General features: G+C 72.3%; 12 protein-coding genes. 6 read left to right on the forward strand and 6 right to left on the reverse strand.

Going from position 1 to position 15241, the window contains the following annotated elements; all coding sequences use genetic code 11:
• Nucleotides 1–371: 371 nt before the first annotated feature.
• The 6 genes from PS271_RS19015 to PS271_RS19040 all read right to left on the reverse strand — a co-directional run bounded on the left by PS271_RS19015 (nt 372) and on the right by PS271_RS19040 (nt 8678).
• Entirely contained in the window at nt 372–1412 is a 1041-nt protein-coding gene (locus tag PS271_RS19015) for an ABC transporter ATP-binding protein (protein WP_398383224.1), read from the reverse strand.
• An 11-nt stretch (nt 1413–1423) separates the two neighbouring features.
• The gene (locus PS271_RS19020; RefSeq protein ID WP_398383225.1) at nt 1424–2440 is read right to left on the reverse strand and encodes an ABC transporter ATP-binding protein; all 1017 of its coding nucleotides are present in this window, start codon (nt 2438–2440) and stop codon (nt 1424–1426) included.
• Between the two features lie 10 nt (nt 2441–2450).
• Nucleotides 2451–3428: an ABC transporter permease gene (locus tag PS271_RS19025; RefSeq protein ID WP_398383227.1), complete on the reverse strand. Its 978-nt coding sequence runs from the start codon at nt 3426–3428 to the stop codon at nt 2451–2453.
• 6 nt (nt 3429–3434) lie between these two features.
• Entirely contained in the window at nt 3435–5285 is a 1851-nt protein-coding gene (locus PS271_RS19030) for an ABC transporter substrate-binding protein (RefSeq protein ID WP_398383229.1), read from the reverse strand.
• A gap of 51 nt (nt 5286–5336) precedes the next feature.
• Nucleotides 5337–6314, reverse strand: coding sequence for an ABC transporter permease (locus PS271_RS19035; RefSeq protein WP_398383230.1), 978 nt, complete (start codon nt 6312–6314; stop codon nt 5337–5339).
• Between the two features lie 219 nt (nt 6315–6533).
• Nucleotides 6534–8678, reverse strand: a complete 2145-nt coding sequence (locus PS271_RS19040) for a S9 family peptidase (RefSeq protein WP_398383231.1) — start codon at nt 8676–8678, stop codon at nt 6534–6536.
• A gap of 197 nt (nt 8679–8875) precedes the next feature.
• Between PS271_RS19040 and PS271_RS19045 the strand changes: the two genes are divergently transcribed.
• The 6 genes from PS271_RS19045 to PS271_RS19070 all read left to right on the forward strand — a co-directional run bounded on the left by PS271_RS19045 (nt 8876) and on the right by PS271_RS19070 (nt 15156).
• Complete coding sequence (locus PS271_RS19045; protein WP_030366139.1) at nt 8876–9070, forward strand: hypothetical protein; 195 nt, start codon at nt 8876–8878, stop codon at nt 9068–9070.
• A 65-nt stretch (nt 9071–9135) separates the two neighbouring features.
• Nucleotides 9136–10029 carry an N-acetyl-1-D-myo-inositol-2-amino-2-deoxy-alpha-D-glucopyranoside deacetylase gene (gene mshB, locus PS271_RS19050; RefSeq protein WP_398383233.1) on the forward strand — a complete coding sequence of 298 codons (894 nt, stop codon included), beginning with the start codon at nt 9136–9138 and terminating at the stop codon, nt 10027–10029.
• Between the two features lie 5 nt (nt 10030–10034).
• On the forward strand, nt 10035–10415 hold the full coding sequence (locus PS271_RS19055; RefSeq protein ID WP_398383235.1) for a DUF6113 family protein: 381 nt from the start codon (nt 10035–10037) through the stop codon (nt 10413–10415).
• Nucleotides 10416–10645: 230 nt separating this feature from the next.
• Entirely contained in the window at nt 10646–13303 is a 2658-nt protein-coding gene (locus tag PS271_RS19060; RefSeq protein ID WP_398383236.1) for a hypothetical protein, read from the forward strand.
• Nucleotides 13304–13465: 162 nt separating this feature from the next.
• Nucleotides 13466–14416, forward strand: a complete 951-nt coding sequence (locus PS271_RS19065) for an ABC transporter ATP-binding protein (protein WP_398383237.1) — start codon at nt 13466–13468, stop codon at nt 14414–14416.
• Nucleotides 14413–15156, forward strand: coding sequence for an ABC transporter permease (locus PS271_RS19070; protein ID WP_398383238.1), 744 nt, complete (start codon nt 14413–14415; stop codon nt 15154–15156). The genes PS271_RS19065 and PS271_RS19070 overlap by 4 nt, the downstream gene beginning before the upstream one ends.
• The last annotated feature ends 85 nt before the right edge of the window (nt 15157–15241 follow it).

Genomic DNA, 15241 nt, shown 5'->3' on the forward strand with positions numbered 1-15241 from the left:
CGGTGATCAGCCCCCGCCGGGGTGTCCGGCGGTGCGGTGCGACCTAGGGCCGGTCCGGCACCGCCGGGATGCGCCGTTGTGGCTGATCGCCGTTGCGGCGGGATTGTTTTGCCTGCGGCAAAGGGGAGTCCGGGCGCCAGCGCCCGCCTCGGCGCGCCGCGCCGCGTCTTCCTCGCTTCCCCCGTCGCCCTGCGACAACCCTCCGCCGCGGCGGTGATCAGCCCCCGCCGGGCTGTCCGGCGGTGCCGTACGGCCTCGGGCCGGTTCGGCACCGCCGGATTCCGCCGTTGTGGCTGATCGCCGTTGCGGCGGGAACAACTTGCCCGGGGCAAGGGGGAACCTGAGGGCTCGCGGCCGGGGGTGCGGTGGCCCTACCGGGCCGCAGGGGCCGTCGTTGTCGGGGGTTCCGGGTAGTGGCAGGCCGATAGGTGGTCTTCGGCCGAGTCGGGGGCCCGGGTCAGGGGCGGGGCCTCCGCGGCGCAGCGGTCCCGCGCCTTCCAGCAGCGCGTGCGGAAGCGGCAGCCCGACGGCGGGGCGATCGGGGACGGGACGTCCCCCGCGAGCCGGATGCGTTCGCGCGGCGCCGAGCCGTCGCTCAGCACAGGCTCCGGCACTGCCGACAGCAGCGCATGCGTGTACGGATGCCGCGGCCGCCCGTAAATGTCATCCCGCGTGCCGACCTCCACGATCTTCCCGAGGTACATCACCGCCACCCGGTGCGACACGTGCCGCACGACCGCCAGATCGTGGGCGATGAACAGGAACGCGATCCCCAGCTCCCGCTGCAGCCGTTGCAGCAGGTTGACCACCTGGGCCTGGATGGAGACGTCGAGCGCGGACACCGGCTCGTCGGCGACGACGACCTTCGGTTCGAGGGCGAGGGCCCGCGCCACCCCGATCCGCTGCCGCTGCCCGCCCGAGAACTCGTGCGGGAAGCGGTTGTAGTGCTCGGGGTTCAAGCCCACCGTCTCCAGGAGCTCCCGCACGCGCCCCTCGCGCCCGCCCGGCGGGGTGACGCCGTGGATCTCCATCGGCCCGGAGATGATCTTTCCGACCGTGTGCCGGGGGTTCAGCGACGCGTACGGATCCTGGAAGATCATCTGGATCTCGGAGCGGACGGGCGCGAGCTCCTTGCGCCCCGCGTGGGTGATGTCCTCGCCGCGGTAGAGGATCCGCCCGGCGGACGGCTCCAGGAGCCGGGTGAGCAGCCGGCCCGTCGTGGACTTGCCGCAGCCGGACTCGCCGACGAGGCCGAAGCTCTCCCCGGCCCGTACGGTCAGGTCGATGCCGTCGACGGCCTGCACGGCGCCGACCGTCCGCCGGACGGGAAAGCCGCCCCGTACGGGAAAGTGCTTGGTGAGCTTCTCCGCGACGAGCAGCGGCTCGCCGCCCCGGGGGCTCGTGTCGTCCATGGCGTCTCTCCTCAGCCGAGCCGGGGCCGGATCTGCTCTGTGAACACGCGGCGCTGCTGCTCCTCGGAGAGGTGGCACGCGGCCCCCCGCCCGGCCGGCAGCCCGGGCCGCTCCGTGCGGCACCGTTCCCCGCCGACATCGGAGACGTACGCGCACCGCGGATGGAACGGGCAGCCCGGCGGCGGCGCGAGCAGGCTCGGCGGGGTGCCCGGGATGGGCGTGAGCGGCTCGTCGACGGAGGCGGCCAGCCGCGGCATGGAGCCCAGCAGCCCCCACGTGTACGGGTGCCGGGGCGCCCGCAGCACCTCCCGCACGGGCCCCTGTTCGACGGCCCTGCCCGCGTACATCACGAGCAGGTCGTCGACGGTGCCGGCGACGACGCCGAGGTCGTGCGTGATGAGGATGATCGCCGCGCCGGTCTCCTGCTGGAGATCCCCCAGCAAGTCGAGGATCTGCGCCTGGACGGTGACGTCGAGCGCGGTCGTCGGCTCGTCGGCGATGAGGAGCTCGGGGTCGCAGACCAGCGCCATCGCGATCATCGCCCGCTGCCGCATCCCGCCGGAGAACTGGTGCGGGTAGTCGTCCACGCGCAGCCCCGGCTGGGGGATGCCGACGCGCCGCAGCATCTCGACGGCCCGCAGCCGGGCCTCCCGCCGGGACGCGCCGGTGTGCTTGCGGTACGGCTCGGCGATCTGCCGGCCGACCGTGTAGTACGGGGAGAGGGCGGTGAGCGAGTCCTGGAAGATCATCGCCGCCTTGTTCCCGCGCAGCTTCTCCAGGACGGACTCGGGCGCGCCGGTCATCTCCTGCCCGTCCAGCAGGATCTCGCCGCGGATCTCGGTGGTGCGCGGGTCGTGCAGCCCGAGCACGGCGAGGTTGGTGACGGACTTCCCGGAGCCGGACTCGCCGACGATGCCGAGCGTGCGGCCGCGCTCCAGGGCGAACGACAGGCCGTCGACGGCCCGTACGGTGCCGTCCTCGGTGGAGAAGCGGACGCTCAGGTCCCGGACGGAGAGAAATGCGGTCACACGAATCCCCCTAGGCGAGCCGCACGCGCGGGTCGATGACGGCGTACGCGGCGTCCACCACGATGTTGGCGACGACGATCGCCGTGCAGCCGACGAGCATCACGGCCATCAGCGTGGGCAGGTCGGTCTCGCTCACGGAGGACACCGCGAGCCGCCCCAGCCCGTGCAGGCTGAAGGTGAACTCGGTGATGATCGCCCCGCCGAACAGCGACCCGAGGTCGATGCCGAAGATGGTGACGATGGGCGCGAGCGCGCCCCGCCAGGCGTAGCGGAAGAAGACCGTACGCCGCCCGAGCCCCTTGGCGCGGGCGGTGCGCACGTGGTCCTCGCCGAGCTGTTCGATCATCTGGGAGCGCGTCATGCGGCTGTAGTTGGCGATGAAGATGATGGACAGCACCAGCCAGGGGAGGAGCATGCCGGTGAACCACTTCACGGGGTTCTCGGTGATCGGGTAGTAGGCCGGGTTGTCCATCCAGTGCAGCCCGCTGACGAGCACGGCGAGGGCGATGACGCCGACGAAGTAGATCTGGAGGGAGTTGCCGACGAGCGACAGGGAGCTGAAGAACTTGTCGATCCAGGTGCCCCGGAAGGCCGCGGCGATCATGCCGATGCCCACGCCGACGACGAGGAAGACGGCGGCGCCGCCGACCGTGATGGACAAGGTCGTGGGGAAGCGGTCCACGATCGTGCCCCAGACCGGCTGCTGGTTGGAGAACGAGTAGCCGAAGCAGGGGGCCGGGCAGTGGCCGACGGTGAAGTCGCGGCCGGTGAAGATGCCCGCCATGTAGTGCCAGTACTGCACGGGGACCGGCTGGTCCAGGCCCAGGTTCTTGTTGATCAGGGCGAGGGCGTCCGGGGTGCAGTTCTTGCCGCAGGACATCAGGGCCGGCTGCGACGGCAGCGCGAAGAAGAGGGCGAAGGTGATCGCGCTGATGAGCACGATGATGACGAGGGCGCCGAGCGTACGGCGGGCGAGGAAGCGCAGCACGGCCGGCTACTTCACGTAGACGCCGGTCGGGTCGACCGTCCCGTAGACCGGCTGGTAGCGGACGCCGCCAAGGTTCGAGCCCCACAGGGAGAACTGGGTGTTGTAGAAGGTCGGCACGCCCGGCACGTCCTCGGTGAAGATCTTGTCGGCGAGCTGCTGCCACTCGGGGGCGGCCTTCTTCACGTCCGGCACGGCGCTGATGCGGTCGATCGCGGCGTTGACGGCCGGGTTGTTGAGGTGGCCGTAGTTCTGCGCGCCGTCGGCGATCTGCCGGCCGTCGAAGAGCGGGGGCACGACGGTCGAGGAGACGGGCCAGTCCGCGCCCCACGAGGTGCGGTAGATGTCGAACTTGTTCTTGACCTCGGCGATCGCGGTCCGCCAGGTGTTGGCGTCGATCTCCTTCTTCTGCACCTTGAAGCCGGCCCGCTCCAGGGCCTGGGTCACGACCACGGAGACCTTCTGCTGGAGGTCGGTGTTGGCGTACGCGTAGACGATCTCCTGGCCCTCCTTGCCGGCCTGCTTGAGCAGCTCGCGGGCCTTGTCGGGGTCGCCGGCCGGCTTGGCCTTCTTCCCGAACGGGTCGGTCGGCTTGTAGCCGTCCATGGCGGGCGAGAGGTAGTTGGTGGCGAGCACCCCGGCGGTGGCGCCGCCCACCTGCTGGAGGATCTGCCCGTTGGGCATCGCGTACGCGAGGGCCTTGCGGACGTTCACGTCCTTGAGCCGGTCCATGTTGAAGCTGATGTAGTCCACGTACGGCTGGATCTCCACGAAGCGGCGCGCCTTGGCGTCGGCCTGGCCGAGGACCTTCTCGGTCATCTCCGGGGCGACGGCGTTGGTGAACGACAGGGCGTTCTTGTCGGATCCCTGGTCGGCGAGGAAGCGCCGGGTGGAGTCCGCGAACTGGTGGCCGAAGCTGATCTCGAACCGGTCGGCGTACTGGTGCCGGATCGGGTCGGTCTTGGCGTCCCAGTTCTCGTTGCGGACGAGAGTGAGGGACTTGCCCACCTTGTAGTCGCCGACCTTGTACGGGCCGGAGGAGAAGGGGGCGTTGTCGTACTTGCGCTGGGTGTCCTTCTCGGCCTTGACCGGCCCGATGTTCGGCATGGCGGTCGCGAACGGGGTGTCGGCGTGCGGCTGACGGAAGTGAAAGACGATCGTCTTGTCGTCCGGGGTGTCGAGCACGGACGCCGGCAGGTGAGCGCCCTTGTACGGGCCGTCGGGCAGCGCCTTGCGGAAGTCGGTGCCGTCGCCGGAGAGCCACTGGGGGACGTACAGCGGGCCGTCGGTCTCGAAGGCCGCGTAGAGCCGCTCGACGCCCCAGCGCACGTCCTTGGCCGTGATCGGTGAGCCGTCCTCGAACTTCAGCCCGTCCTTGAGGGTGAACTTCCAGGTCTTCCCGCCGTCGGAGGCGGTGCCCGCGTCGGTCGCGAGGTCGCCGACGACCTTGACGCGGCCCTTGTCGTCCACCTTGTACGAGGTGAGCGTGCGGTTGTAGAGCATCTGGTTCGCGAGCATGTCGCTGTAGTAGATCTGCCCGGGGTCCAGGTGCACGAAGGCGTCGCGCTGGAGGACGCCCACCGTGCCGCCCTTCTTCGCGCCCGGGACTTCGGGTGCGGGCCCGGCCGAGTCCTCCTTGGTGCCGACCGAGTAGTTGGCGGAGGTGTTCTTGTCCGAACCGGGGCCCTCGCTCTTGTCCCCGCCGCCGCCCCCGCCGCCTCCGCTGCTGCACGCGGAGAGGACCAGGGCGCCGGCCGCGAGGGCGACGGCGGTGGAGGAGGCGAGCCGGCCTCTGCTCCTGCGGGACCGTGTGCTTCTGCGGGCTCGCGTGCTTCTGGGGGATCGCGTCGTGGGCTTCATGCGTCGATGCACCTGCCTGTCCGTCGCTAGCCGGTTCTTGCGTGCACGTCCTCAGCGTCCGGTCCGCGGGTCGAAGGCGTCCCGGACCGAGTCCCCGAGCAGGTTGAAGGCGACCACGAAAACGATCATGGCGAGGCCGGGGAAGAAGATGTAGGTGATGTCGCTCTGGTAGTAGTGGGCGCCGTTGGCGAACATCCGGCCCCAGTCGGGCGTGGGCTCCACGATGCCGACGCCGATGAAGGACAGCCCGGCCTCGATCGTCACGAAGTTCGGGAGCATCAGCGTGGACTGCACCAGGATCGGCGTCCAGAGGTTGGGCAGCAGCTCCTTGGTGATGATCCGCCAGGGGGAGGCGCCCGTGACCTTCGCCGCCTCGACGAACTCCCGCTCCCGCAGGCTCAGCACCTGCCCGCGCAGCAGCCGTGCCAGCCCCATCCAGCCCAGCACCCACAGCACCAGAATGAGCGTCAGGACCCGCAGGTAGGTGGGCGTCTCCTTCTCCGGGCTCACGAAGAGGGAGTAGACGACCGGAGTGAAGGCGATGAACGACAGCTGGCTCGGGAAGGCCAGCAGCAGATCGATGAAGCGCCCGAGCAGATAGTCGGTCCGGCCGCCGAGATAGCCGGCCGTCACCCCGATGAGCACACCCGTCAGGACACACAGGACGGTTGCCGCCGCGGCGATGAGCAGCGAGGTACGGATTCCGTAGACGAGCTGCGTCAGGACGTCCCGGCCGAGGGTGGGTTCGAGACCGAACCAGAAGCTCCCGGAGATCCCCCCGTTGGGCTTGACCGGATAGCCGTACTCGTTGAGCAGGCCCGGCTTGTCGAGCCCGTACGTCTCCGTCGGGTTCTTTCCGTAGAGCTTCGAGATGAGCGGCGCCGCCAGGGCGACGAGGAAGAAGAACGTCACCACGTAGGCCGATACGACACCCGGACGGTCGCGTTTGAAGCGCCGCCGCATCAGCTGTCCGGGTGATCTGCCGGCCGGCCCCGGTGCTGCCACCGGGTCCGGGGAAGGACTCGCCATCGCTTCGATCCCCCGCACTGTCGTCGTGTCGATCCCTCGCGGATGCCGTTCCCGCGCGGAGGGTTGAGCGGACTCTGACAACGGAGCCGCGGTCCGGTCAAGAGGGCTGCGCGACAGCGCGCGGGGGAGCGCACTTCTTGAACGAAGGATGAGCGGATCGACGACGCGGCGTGCTTGACAGGGAGTCGAGCACGCCGCGCGGCGGTCACTTCACAGGAGTCACTTCATCCCGAGGGACCGCTTCAGGAAGTCGACCTGGAGCAGCAGGAGGTTCTCCGCGACCTGCTCCTGCGGGGTCATGTGCGTCACGCCCGACAGCGGCAGCACCTCGTGCGGCCGGCCCGCCGCGAGGAGCGCCGACGACAGCCGCAGGGTGTGCGCCGCGACCACGTTGTCGTCGGCCAGGCCGTGCACGATCATCAGCGGGCGCACCTCGGCGGCCGCCTCCGCCAGACCCTCCTCGGTGACCAGCGAGTTGCGGTCGTACACCTTCGGGTGCTCCTCGGGGTGGCCGAGGTAGCGCTCGGTGTAGTGCGTGTCGTACAGCCGCCAGTCGGTCACCGGGGCACCCGCCACGCCCGCGTGGAAGACGTCCGGGCGGCGCAGCACGGCCAGCGCCGCGAGGTAGCCGCCGTAGGACCAGCCGCGGATGCCGACCCGGCTCAGATCCAGCGGGAACTCCCCGGCCAGCGCCTGAAGGGCCTCGACCTGGTCGTCCAGGGTGGCGCCCGCGAAGTCGTGGTGGATCGCCTTCTCCCAGGCGGGGGAGCGGTGCGGGGTGCCCCGGCCGTCGGCGACGACCACGGCGAAGCCCTGGTCGGCGAACCACTGCGAGGTCAGGTGGGCGTTGTGCCCGGCCACCACGCGCGGGCCGTGCGGTCCGCCGTAGGGGTCCATGAGCACCGGAAGCGGGCCGTCACCTTCCTGGTAGTCCGTCGGCAGGACGACGGCGCACGGGATCCGGCGCGCGCCCGCCTCGGTGAGCCGTGCGCGCGAGGTGAGCACCGGCGCTTCCGCGTACGACGTCACGACCGTCGCCTCCGCGCCGTCGCGCAGGACCCGGGCCGTGGCCCCGGCGCGCTCCGGTACCGCCGAGACCAGGACCGAGACCGCCCCCGAGCGCACGGCCGAGTGCCAGCCGGGCTCCTGCGAGACGCGCTCGGCGCCCTGCTCGCCCACCCGGTAGACGTGCGCTTCTCCGGTTTCCGGAGCGGTCGCGTCCGGCCCGGCGGAGGCGGAGACCAGCACGTCGGCGTCGCCCACGTCGAGGACGGCGCGCACGTGCAGCCGGCCGTCGGTCAGCTTTCGGTCGCCCACCACCAGCACCCGGGCGCCGTCCTCGTCGGCGATGCGCACCAGGCGCCCGTCCGGGGTCCGGGCGGGAACGCCGGGGAACAGTTCAAGCCACTTTGCGTCGTCCTCTTCATGGAGCACGCTCGTGGCACCGGTCTCCGTGTCCACGGACAGATACGCCTGCCGCCGCTGGTCGCGCGACTGCACCAGCAGCAGCGGCGGACCGCCCGCCGACCAGTGCGCCTGCGCGAGGTAGGGGTAGCGCTCGCGGTCCCACCGGACGTCCGTACGGCCGCCGTCCAGGCCCAGCAGGGCCAGCGTGACCTCGGCGTTCGGGGTGCCCGCCGCCGGGTAGGCCACCTCGGCCGGCTGCCGGCCCGGGTTGGCGGGGTCGGCGATCCACCAGCGCCGCACGGGCGTCTCGTCCACCCGCGCGGCCAGCAGCGACTCCCCGTCCGGCGCCCACCAGAAGCCGCGGTGGCGGTGCATCTCCTCGGCCGCGATGAAGTCGGCGAGTCCCCAGGTCACGGACGGCCCGTCGGGCTCGGCCAGGGCCCGGTCGGCGGTCTCCCCCGCCGCCGCGCCGGCCACCGGCTCCACATCGGCCACCCGCAGCGCGCCGCCCGCGACATAGGCCACCCGGCGGCCGTCGGGGGAGGGCCGCGGGTCGACCACGGGGCCGGGAACCGCCAGTTCACGGGCGGTGCCGCCGCGCAGCTCCGCCACGAAGAGCCGTCCCGAGAGGGCGAACGCCGCCAACTCCGCCGCGCTGTCCACGGCGTACGCGACGATGCCCGCGGAACCCTCGCGCAGCCGCTCGCGGCGGGCCCGCTCCTCGGCCGACAGCTCCTCGGCGGCGCCGGACAGCAGGACGGCCGGGTCGGCCGCCGGGAACTCCCGTCCCGCGGCGGGGTCGAGGACCCACAGGACACCCGTGCGATCGGTCCCCGAACGGGAGCGGAGGAAGACGACACGGGTTCCGTCAGGTGACACGGTGAACGCACGCGGCGCGCCGAGCGAGAACCGCTGCGTACGGGCGTACTGTCGCGGGAACGAGACTTGTCTGGTCATGGCGCCGAGCCTACGGCGGAGCGGCGAGAATCCGCCGTGCGCCCCGGAATTGCCCCCATGCACCCAGTGCTGGGTCACGCTCCGGAAAGTTATGATCACGGACGCATAGCCGATAAGTCCCGCGTGTCATCCGTCAACCGTCATCCGTCTCATCCGTCTCATGCGTCTCAACCGCGCGTATCTGGAGGTGAACCGCCGTGGCACTCTCGATTTCGGCGGTGGTGCTGCTGGCGATCGTCGTCTTCATGCTGTGCCGGAAGTCCGGGCTGAAGGCCGGCCACGCCGCGGTCTGCGTCCTGCTGGGCTTCTATCTGGCGAGCTCGTCACTCGGGCCGACGATCCACCAGGTGACCAAGAGCGCCACCGATGTGATCAGCAACATCAAGTTCTGAGGGTGTGCGCCCCGGGTCCCGCGGGCGGGGCTCCGCCGGGCCCGCAGGACTCGTAGGCTTCTCCCATGACCGACAGCTCCGTCCTGCCGGGCCGCCGGCTCCTCCTGGTGCACGCGCACCCGGACGACGAATCCATCAACAACGGCGCGACCATGGCCAAGTACGCGGCCGAAGGGGCCCACGTCACGCTCGTGACCTGCACACTCGGCGAAGAGGGCGAGGTGATCCCCCCGGAGCTGGCCCACCTCGCCGCCGACCGGGACGACCGCCTGGGCCCCCACCGCGCCGGGGAGCTGGCCGCCGCCATGAAGGAGCTCGGCGTCACCGACCACCGCCTCCTCGGCGGCCCGGGCCGCTACCGCGACTCGGGGATGATGGGCGCCCCGCAGAACGACCGCCCCGACTGCTTCTGGCGCGCCGACGTCGACGAGGCCGCCGCGTCCCTCGTTGAGGTGATTCGCGAGGTGCGCCCCCAGGTGCTCGTCACCTACGACCCGAACGGCGGCTACGGCCACCCCGACCACATCCAGGCGCACCGCGTCGCCATGCGCGCCGCCGAGCTCGCCGGCGAGCCGGCCTTCCGCCGCGACCTCGGGGACCCCCACGAGATCGCGAAGGTCTACTGGAACTGCGTGCCCCTCTCCGTCATCGAGGAGGGCTTCGCGCGGCTGCGCGCCGCGGGCCGCGAGGTCTCCTTCCCGGGCGTCGCCTCCGCGGCCGACGTCCCGGGCGTCGTCCCCGACGACGAGGTCACCGCCGCCGTCGCGACCGCGGGCCACGCCCGGGCCAAGGCCGCGGCGATGCGCGCCCACGCCACGCAGATCGCCGTGGACGGCCCGTTCTTCGCGCTCTCCAACGACCTGGGGCAGCCGATCCTCACCGACGAGTACTACAAGCTGGTCCGCGGCCGGGCCGCCGGCCCGCGCGAGGACGACCTGTTCGCCGGGGTGGAAGCATGAGCGGCATGACCACGCCCATAAGCGCCGCGCGCCTCGCCGCGTACCTCGGCCTCTTCGTCCTCGGCGCCGCCACCGGCTTCGCCGGGGCGCTCACCCAGGGCGGCTGGTTCCCCGGCGGCCTCTCGCTCGCCCTGCTCGCCGTCGCGGGCCTCAGCTACGGCGCGGTGGCCGCCACGGGCACCCGCGCCGGCGGCGCCGTGGCCGCCGGCGGCTGGCTCGTCGCGGTCATGCTGATGACCTCCAGCCGCCCCGAGGGCGACTTCTTCTTCGGTGCCGGAATCAGCTCGTGGGTCTTCCTGCTGGGCGGGATGGCGCTGGCTGTGATGTGCGCCACTGTCCCGAAACTGCCGCAACCGGACGGACCTTCGGTCCGACTTGGCAAGTGACGTGACGATTTCTGCCTGAGTGTCGTCGGGCCCGGCGCAGGTCATCCGGCATCTGCCGGACTTGTCCCGTGACGGGCCGACGGCGTGCGGGCACGCAGCGCGCTCCCGCCCGCCGGCGTGAACCGGCGGTCGTCAAGTGCGTGTGCGCGGTGCCCAGTATGGTGGTGCGCGCCGCCGAGCCGCCCGCGCGAGGTCATGACGGGCGGCGGAGCTAACCGGGAGAACCTGCTTTGAGCCGTGAATCTGACAGTTCGTCCTCCGGGCCCCAGGGCCGCGGTGGCGCCGCCTACCCGTCCGGGACCCCTCCGTTCGGCAGTGAGGACCAGGCCCGCGCGGCCGCGGCCTCCAGGCCCGAAGAGCCCAAGACCGAGACCACGCTGACGACGCGGATCCGGATCAACATCCCCGGCTCGCGGCCCATCCCACCGGTCATCATGCGCACGCCCGTCGACGGCGAGGCCGCTTCCGCGGGCGGGTCCGGCACCGGTTCCGCGGCCGGTTCCGCGTCCGCCGCGGGTGCCGCTTCCGCTTCGGGTGCCGCTTCCGCCTCCGCCTCCGCCAAGCAGGCTCCGGCCCGCGGCGGTGCGGCCGCGGGCGGCGGCGCGCCGTCGGGCGAGCGCAAGGCCCAACTGCCGCGCCGCCCCGCCCCGGCGACGCCTCCCGGCCGCAACCCGCAGGACCGCACCGGCTCCACGGAGCAGGGCGGCGGCAAGGGCGAGAAGGCCAGCGACTGGTTCGCGCCCCGCAAGTCCGGCGGTGCCACGCCGCCTCCTCCGGCGGGCGGGCGCAAGGCGGACCTGCCGCGCCGCTCGGCGGGCGCCGCCGGTGCGGGTGCCCCGCAGCACTCCGGGCCGCGCGACGCTACCCCGGCCGGCGGTCAGACCATGGGCGGTACGCCGTGGCCGGGTGACGTGCAGGCGACCGGCTCCGGCCCCGCGCCGCAGCCGCCCGCCCCCGCCAACCCGGGCAACGGCTGGCAGCGCGACACCACGCACGGCGCCGCCGCCCCGCAGGCGGGCGGCGCGGCGCAGCGGCGCGGCGCTGAGGACGACTGGCCCGGCGGCTCCTCGACTACGGGTGCGACCCCGTGGGACGCGGGTATGAACGCGGGTATGAACGACATTCCGGGCGCCGGTGCGCCCGGTGGCGTGCCCGGCGGCGGCGCACCCACCGGCGGCATGGCGCAGCGGCGCGGCGCCCAGGACGACTGGCCGGGCGGCCCGCAGGCCTCCCAGGCTCCGGCCGCCCCGGGCGCGCCCGTGGACGACTGGCCCGGCAGCCCCTCCACCACGGCCTCGACGCCGTGGCCGGGCGACCCTTCGACGACCGGCTCGATGCCGCAGCCGCCCGCTCCGGGCGGCGGCGCGCCCTGGCCCGAGGACCCGATGAGCACCGGGTCCATGGGCATCATGCAGCCCCCGGCGCCGGGTGCGCCCGCGGGCGGCGGTGCGCAGTGGACCGAGCCGGAGAGCACGCAGCAGTTCCCCGCGCCCGTCATGGGCCAGGGCGCCGCGGATCCGTTCGCCCCCGCCGCGGGCGGGTTCGGCCGTACGGACACGCCGCACGAAGGCGTGCCCCGCGTGCCCGCACCGCCCGCCGGTGCGCAGTCCGCCGCGGCGGCCGCTCCTCCGGCGGCGCCCGGCAAGGCCCCCCAGCAGCCCAAGGGCGGCAAGGGTGCCAAGGGCGGCAAGAAGGGCGGGGCCAAGGCTCCCGCGGCTGGCGGCCGGGCCCCCGGCGAGAACCTCGCCGGCGGCGGCGTGCCCGCCGTGCCGCCGCCCGGCCCGGGCGGCGCCGCGCAGGCCGGGAAGCCCGTGGACAGCGGCGCGCCGCGCATCGCCGTTCCCAAGCCCAAGGTGCCCGGGCCCGGCGCGGGCCCCGCGGCCCCGGCCAAGGGCGCCGCGAAGGCCGCGCCGAAGAGCGCGCCCGCGAAGGCCCGGCCCAAGAAGAAGGGCCGTTCGAAGATCGTGCTGCTGGGCGGCGCGGTCATCGGCCTCGTCGGCGTCGCGTACGTGGCCGGGCTGGTGCTCGACCACGCGGACGTGCCCAACGGCACCACCGTCCTCGGCGTCAGCATCGGCGGCTCCTCCAAGGAGGAGGCCGTCCAGAAGCTCGACTCCGCCCTCGGCGACCGGGCGACCAAGCCGCTCAAGGTCTCCATCGGCGGCAAGGAGGCGCAGCTCAAGCCGTCCGTGGCGGGTCTGTCCATCGACACCCAGGCCACGGTGCGCGAGGCGGCCGGCCGGGACTACAACCCGCTGACCGTCATCCCCTCGCTCCTCGGCGGCACCCGCACGGCCGAGCCCGTGATCGTCGCCGACGAGGAGAAGATCGCGGACGCCCTCAAGACGCTCGCGGGCGAGTCGGGCGCGGCCAAGGAAGGCACGATCAAGTTCGAGCCGGGCAAGGCCGTCCCCGTCTACGGCAAGCCGTACCAGGGCATCGACGGCGACAAGGGCGTCGCCGCCGTCGCCAAGGCGTACAAGGACCGCGCCGCCACCGGCCAGGAGACCCCGGTCGAGCTGCCGAGCGCGAGCCAGCAGCCGAAGGTGAGCAACGCCGAGGTCGACCGGATGATGAAGGAGTTCGCGCAGCCCGCGATGTCCGGCCTCGTCACCGTGCAGACCGACCCGCTCCACAAGATCCAGTTCGGTCCGGAGCGCTCGCTGCCGAAGATCCTGGGAGTCAAGGAGGTCGGCGGCAAGCTCGTCGACAACTACGACCTCGAAGCGGTCAAGGAGCTGTACGGGACGGCGTTCAAGGGCGTCCTGATCCAGCGCGGAAACGGCACCAAGACCGAGGTCACCCCGCAGGACGTGGTGGGTGCCCTGCGCAAGGCGCTCATGGGCAAGACGCCCGCCGAGCGCGTGGGGACCATCCCGCTGAGCTGATCACCGAGCGGTCCGAGCCGAGCCCCCGTGCCCCACCGGCCGGGGGCTCCGTGCTGCCCGCATCCGTATGGCGTCCGTCATGCCGGCCATGACATCTGTCATGGTCAGGACCGTACGCCTGACACTGCCGCCGGCCCCCGCCGACCGGCGAACATGGTCAGCATGACCACCACAGGAACGTACACGGGGGAAGGGCGCCGCACCGGCGCCCCCGTGGTCAGCTTCGAGAACGTGAGCAAGAGCTTCGGTGCGGTGCGCGCCGTGGCGGATCTCGACCTTCAGCTGTACCCGGGCGAGACCGTCGCCCTCCTCGGCCCCAACGGCGCGGGCAAGTCGTCCACCCTCGACCTGCTGCTGGGCCTGCGCAACCCCGACGCGGGCCGCGTCGAGCTGTTCGGCACCAGCCCGCAGCAGGCCCTCGCCCAGGGCAAGGTCGGCGCGATGCTGCAGTCCGGCGGCCTCATGGAGGACGTCTCCGTCCGCGAGATAGTGAAGCTCGGCTGCGATCTGCACCCGCGCCGCTTCCCCGTCGAGCAGGTGCTCGCCTCCGCCGATCTGACCGAGATAGCCGACCGCAAGGTCGGCAAGCTCTCCGGCGGCCAGGAGCAGCGCGTGCGGTTCGCCCTCGCGACGGCCGGCGCCAACGAGCTCATCGTGCTGGACGAGCCCACGACCGGCATGGACGTCTCGGCCCGGCAGGCGTTCTGGGGCGTGATGCGCGAGCAGGCGCAGAACGGCCGCGCGATCCTCTTCGCCACGCACTACCTCGAAGAGGCCGACGCCATCGCCGACCGGGTCATCGTGCTGCACCGCGGGCGCGTCCTCGCGGACGGTTCGGCCGCCGAGATCAAGGCGAAGGCCGGGGCCCGCCGCATCGTCTTCGACCTGGACGGGCACATCGGTGAGGCCGCCCTGCGCGAGCTGCCGTTCCTGTCCTCCCTGGAGATCTCCGGCCGCACCGTGCGCATCCAGTCGCACGACGCCGACGCGACCGTCCACGCCCTCTACGGCCTCGGTCTCTACCCGCGCAACCTGGAGGTCGCGGGCCTCGGCCTGGAGCAGGCCTTCATCGCCATCACCGACGCTGCCACCGCCGAGGAGGCGGCCGCATGAACACCCTGATCAAGCTCGAAATCGCGCGCACCCTGCGCAACAAGAAGTTCATGTTCTTCTCGGTGCTCTACCCCGCCGGTCTGTACCTGATGATCGCGGGCGGCGCGAGCAACACCGAGATCGTCGGTGACACCGGGCTGACCCTGCCGCTGCTGATGATGGTCTCCATGGCCTCCTTCGGCGCCATCACCGCCGTCCTCGTCGGCAACAGCGAGAAGATCGCCAAGGAGCGCGAGAAGGGCTGGGTCCGCCAGCTGCGCCTCACCGCCCTGCCCGGCCGGGGCTACGTGACCGCCAAGGTCGCCTCCGCCGCCGTGGTCTCGCTCCCCTCGATCCTCGTGGTCTTCGTGCTCGCCGCCGCCGTCAAGGACGTCCGGATGGACGCCGCCTGGCAGTGGCTCGCGCTGGTCGGCGCGATCTGGGCGGGCAGCATCGTCTTCGCCGCGCTCGGCGTGGCCGTCGGCTACCTCGCCACGGGCGACGCCGTCCGCCCCATCACGATGATCATCTACTTCGGCCTGTCGATGCTGGGCGGCCTGTGGATGCCCACCACGACGTTCCCGCACTGGCTCCAGAAGGTCGCGGAGTGGACGCCCACCTATGCTTACGCCGGCCTCGGCCGCTCGATAGAGCAGGCCCATGCCCCCGAGCTGAAGCAGGTGGCGCTCCTCGTCGTCTACCTCGTGCTGTTCGCCGGCATGGCAGCCTGGCTGTACCGCAAGGACACCCGCAAGGGCTGACGGGCCGGCGGCCGGCGACGGCCGCAGGTGCGGTACGGGACGGCAACGGAAGACAGGGCAGGGCGAAGGACATGGCCGGAGGACC

It is taken from the genome of Streptomyces sp. SCA2-17 (assembly GCF_044336695.1).